We start from the raw sequence: 4,713 nt of genomic DNA on the forward strand, positions 1-4,713 counted from the left end.
AACCGTGACGGATGAGGAATTGACTATGATTGAAAACCGATTGAATCATCGCCCCAGAAAGCGACTAGGATTCAAGACACCTCACGAGGTATTCCATGCCTCGTTAAAGCGTGTTGCACTTCGTCCTTGAATCCGCCCTTCATTTAAATTGATTCCAAGTCGAGACATGAACGTCTCATTCAGCATGAATTCAGGATCTAGCTCGTGATAAAAGCTACTGATATCCGCTGTCAAAGCAACAATTTTCTTATCTGAGGCAAGGCCAGCCTGCATGGCTTTGATGCCGCCTTCTCTCCATTCTTTGAACGGTCTCAAATACGGTTTAAATGATCCAAGGGCAAGATGGTCTAGGTCATTATTTGGCTTTCTGCGTAGTCGGCCGCCATAAGAGTTAGCGCTCAGTTGTCTATCGTAGATATCGCCTACCTTCAACATCCACAATGCAGAAAGTACATGCATATCAATACTGCAATGTGCCATCAGACGAAATTCTGCTTCAGGGAAGAGTTTGTTTTCTACTATGGCCGTCCATTCGTCAGTCGGTGATGCGAAGACTAGACCATCGTTAACAGAAGTGAGGCTTTTCTTTATTGCTTTTGGATCAAGCGACCACTCTCCGTAGAAAGTAGCTTCCGTCACCCAACTCTCATCTTTTAGATGTATTTTTTCAAGCAAGTCATTTAGATTTTTAGCAATCTTTTCCTCATACTCTGCAATCTTAAAAATCGATGGATGGCTTGAGTAGTAAAGATCAACTTTTGCCTTTCGGTAAGCCAGAGTGAGATCTTGGATTGAAATTTTCATGGTGCCCATTTAATAAATTTTTTACAAATTGAATTCGGCACATTGATTGTCATTACAGCCATTTCGCTGGATCTTTAGATTTCAGCACTGCTCTGATTGCTGCCATTCGAGCTTGGTTTTTCTTCATCTAACGATTTAAACCACTCGTCTTCATCTAACAGCTCATAATCACTCGCAAGGCGTTCAAGACGCGAGAGCCAAGGAGAAATGAAATGCCGAAGTTTCAGCCTATCCGACTCATCGAGCAAAGGCATCTTCTCAACGAACTCTACTAATTTAGAGGCATGACTACCGATTGGCCAATCGTTACCACTTCCGAAATAATCGCCTTCAAAACTACCAAATTTATTGAGACTATCTAAAAGAAGTTGATGATTTGAATCGCCTGCCTGGATGGGTAGTGGATACGACTGAAGTTGAATCCTGTAGTGTTCGCTGCCAAGCTGCAGAGATTTGCGAAGCTCTGTCAACATCACTCGAACCAAGTCATTTGTGGTCACTTTGACCCAAGGCTCCATGATCTGCTTGACTCGTTGTTCAGCAGAACCCAACTCCATCAAATTAGCGCGTACTCGCTTCACAACCTCGTACGCAACTTGAGCGCTTGGAGCGCTATCCCAACGCCCGGCCTTTGAATTAAGTGAAACTATGGATTCACTTGAAAGTTCGGCTATTTCTCTGAGTTGGTTGAGTGTTGCAACGGCCTCACTGAGGGTCTTATCTAACTGCTTTGTTCTAGCCTCAAGCCCCCAGCCCTTCAGAACCTCGAACCGATCAATCGTAGATGCGAGCAACAAAAACAAGCCCGCTGTTAATGCCGTTGCCGCACTACTGCCTTCATTTGCAGTCCATAAAACGTGCACACCTTTTACAAGGCAAGCTAATCCAGCGAAAAGCAACGCAACATTTGTTATTTTCAAACTCGTATCTGAACAGCTATCTGATTTCATTTGAAAAAGTTTTCAGGCCACAAATATGGCGGTAAGTGCTGGCGAATTAAATTCGCTTGCATTTGAAATCCCCTAGCTTCAAGTTCAAGAACGAAGTGAGGCCATGGAGGGATGTTGCTTCGATATACATTGCTCGAGGAGGTAGACATTCCGCCCCCCTGCGAAGTAGAGAGGCCTCCATACTGTGAAGTCGATAAACCTCCGTATTGAGATGTAGACAATCCTCCGTATTGCGAGGTTGAAAGGCCACCGTACTGCGATGTAGAAAGTCCGCCGTACTGTGATGTCGACATACCTCCGTATTGTGAAGTGGATAAACCTCCGTATTGCGAGGTTGAAGCGCCTCCGTACTGGGAAGTAGACATACCGCCATACTGAGAGGTAGAGAGCCCTCCGCCTTGGGAAGTACTCAAATTACGGGGCCATGTGCGCATGCCTTGTATTACTGGTCGTGTCATGCAAACTCCTTGTTTTTTGGCCACCGTTGCCGCTTAGTCCTTGGAACGCACAAAATTAGCAGCGTTTCATAGCTATCTGCATACACCCTTTTTTAACACAAATATTAAAGTGAGCAATGTTTCGAAGATGTGTTTGATTCCCGGCGGCACGTTTTGACGATCACACCCTCTTTTTGGAGGCAAATTAACCAGTGTTCGTTCAGTCATAAATTTCTGAATCTTCAGTTGTATGACTCTGCATATGCGTTCTGATTGGCAGGCGGAGCAAGGATGTGCTGGATTAATACTTTTCTATTGCCGTCGCTGGTGTTGCCCACGGAATAGTGCCGACCGCGCTGTTACCAAGCCCTCGCCGGAAAGAAGCTGGACCACCCAATTCGTTTTTGAGTTAACGAACACGTTGTTGAGCACCACGTCGAACTTGTCGCGCGACAAGGTCATCGTCTCATTATTTAGATCGGCCAGCGTGCCAGCGAGGTAGTCAGGAAGCCGGACAATCTCATCGTAGCGGTGTTTTCCCGTCTGTTCGGGAATCTCAAATCCGAGGTCTGCCTGCGTAGTTGGCACCGTACGGCCAGCCTCAATCTCTCCCATTGCGTGAATTTCCGCCTGCAACATGTAATAGACGTAGGTCAGGTCGTAGACAACGGCATCATGCCGCGCAATCAGAGCGTCGCGGTCTGAAATCCAGCGTATTGCCTTCGGCTGCTTGGCTAAGTTCAAGTTGTTGAATACTGTTGCTGAGGTTGCAGCTGCTAGGTGCATCTGGCGGGCCAGCTTGGCGTTCAAATTCTTGCTTGCCAACTCACGACCGAAGGCCTTGAAACGCGTCACCATTTCCTCGTGGACCTCGACTGTTCGCTCAGCGGGGTACTTCTCCAGACGATGCTCTAGATAAGCGATTGCACCCGGCACAAAATCAAGCATATTCTCGACCTTCAAATGCGCTCGCAGGAGGGCTTCCTGACGCTTCAGCACGAAAGAAATACTGAACGTCACGGGCACCTCGCAGGTTAGGTACTGCATTAAGCCTACCGGAATATTCTTGGTGTTCTTTAGGTCCTTTGGAGCGGCTCCGGCGATGTACTCGCAGATGTTGTCGGCTGTATCGTGCGGTGCAATGATGACGAAGCTCAAAACGTCGTTTGGCTTGTTGATGTCGCCAATACAGTAGTCGGAAGCGACCATCCACGGATATCTAGGCGGATAGCAATCAAACCACTCGGCCATGGTAGTGCGGGCACTCTTGGTCGCCTGCATAAGGACGGGGAGCATCGGAATCATGACAAAACGATAGCTATCAATCGACATCAATTACTGTTGGGTACTACCGCCCCACAGCGGTCAGGCTTCAGTTGAAGGGATCGGAAAAAACAATGCACGCAGAACCTCCGGATACGCGTTTCAAGTAATTAGTGCTCTTTAATACATCTAGATTTACTTCAACACGACGCGCCGCATCCACCAACATTTGGAGTGTATGTGTGAGATTAAACGCGTCGCTCGGGTACTCAGACATCGACTTGTCAAGCTTGAGAATCTCAAAGACAGAATGCACCCACTGAATTAACTCTGCCCCTTCATATTCGGTAAGCGGCGTGAGAAGCTCCATTACTGCCACGGAATAGGGATCATTTGACGAAGGAAGAAATGGACCAAGTGGATATTCGTGTGAATAAATCTTCGGAACTGCGAGCTCTGGGTTACCAAGGCAGAAGTCAGCGAATTTCGCGTACGCCGCATCCTGATTGATCTTTGCGACGCGTTGCTGCTTTGCGTTCACCAGAATGCTCGAACCCGTGCCTGAATCCGTGCAGATCTCTTCGTAGCCGTTCGCAACAAACGCTTCAATGGCTTGTTGTCTGTTCGTCAATTGCTGATCTCCTTCGTACTGAAGCCTAACAGTTGCAAGAAGAGATGGCTACCTGTCGTATGTACCAACGTTGCATTTCATGCAACATCAATGCAGTTTGCGTCGCATCTTTAATTAGTTGCTCACAGGGTATCGTCACCTGATCTCCATTGGTAAAAGGTATAGAGCAGGCGCTGGCTGAAGTAACTCCTGAGGCATTACTGGAAACGGCGGACAAATCACCTGAGCTGATTTCGGGCTTGTCGAGCACCCGCCCAGCCACAACAGGACGGTTAGCCAACAAACTAGACTTCTTGCGGTAGTCATCAGAGATCTCTTTCGATATTTGGTTTTGAACTCGAGCGACATCGGCCACGTGTAGTTCTTGCTTTACTTGTGCGATTTGCACGGTTTGTTTCTCAGCATCCCACTGACGCTGCAGACGGGATTGCCCCATCTGCAGGCCTAGTAAAAACGCCATGAGAAGCAACATTCCCTTGAGAAACAAGGATTGGCGGATTCAAGGACGAAGTGCAACAAAGATGAACTGGTTATAGGTGGCTGAGGATGCGAGAGCATCATGGCCGCTTTAACCGCCAAATCGAAATTGCCCAATGTACAAGCACCTCAGCCGAGAAGAACGATACCA

General features: G+C 47.5%; 5 protein-coding genes. All 5 read right to left on the minus strand.

Going from position 1 to position 4,713, the window contains the following annotated elements:
- Window positions 1-81: 81 nt before the first annotated feature.
- Complete coding sequence (locus RMS95_RS04555; protein ID WP_310643982.1) at window positions 82-804, minus strand: hypothetical protein; 723 nt, start codon at window positions 802-804, stop codon at window positions 82-84.
- 74 nt (window positions 805-878) lie between these two features.
- Window positions 879-1,754 (minus strand): hypothetical protein, encoded by an 876-nt coding sequence (locus tag RMS95_RS04560; RefSeq protein WP_310643983.1) that lies wholly within the window; start codon window positions 1,752-1,754, stop codon window positions 879-881.
- 749 nt (window positions 1,755-2,503) lie between these two features.
- Window positions 2,504-3,523 carry a hypothetical protein gene (locus RMS95_RS04565; protein WP_310643985.1) on the minus strand — a complete coding sequence of 340 codons (1,020 nt, stop codon included), beginning with the start codon at window positions 3,521-3,523 and terminating at the stop codon, window positions 2,504-2,506.
- A 40-nt stretch (window positions 3,524-3,563) separates the two neighbouring features.
- Window positions 3,564-4,085, minus strand: a complete 522-nt coding sequence (locus RMS95_RS04570) for a hypothetical protein (RefSeq protein WP_310643987.1) — start codon at window positions 4,083-4,085, stop codon at window positions 3,564-3,566.
- 25 nt (window positions 4,086-4,110) lie between these two features.
- The gene (locus RMS95_RS04575; RefSeq protein WP_310643988.1) at window positions 4,111-4,545 is read right to left on the minus strand and encodes a hypothetical protein; all 435 of its coding nucleotides are present in this window, start codon (window positions 4,543-4,545) and stop codon (window positions 4,111-4,113) included.
- Window positions 4,546-4,713: the final 168 nt, after the last annotated feature.

It is taken from the genome of Limnohabitans sp., from assembly GCF_031539175.1.
In the GTDB taxonomy this organism is placed as follows: Bacteria; Pseudomonadota; Gammaproteobacteria; order Burkholderiales; family Burkholderiaceae_C; genus Limnohabitans.

Excerpts from the sequence above, each read along its gene's own strand:
- RMS95_RS04565 (WP_310643985.1), bottom strand. The coding sequence starts at position 3,523 with ATGTCGATTGATAGCTATCGTTTTGTCATGATTCCGATGCTCCCCGTC.
- RMS95_RS04555 (WP_310643982.1), bottom strand. The coding sequence starts at position 804 with ATGAAAATTTCAATCCAAGATCTCACTCTGGCTTACCGAAAGGCAAAA.
- RMS95_RS04560 (WP_310643983.1), bottom strand. The coding sequence starts at position 1,754 with ATGAAATCAGATAGCTGTTCAGATACGAGTTTGAAAATAACAAATGTT.
- RMS95_RS04575 (WP_310643988.1), bottom strand. The coding sequence starts at position 4,545 with ATGGCGTTTTTACTAGGCCTGCAGATGGGGCAATCCCGTCTGCAGCGT.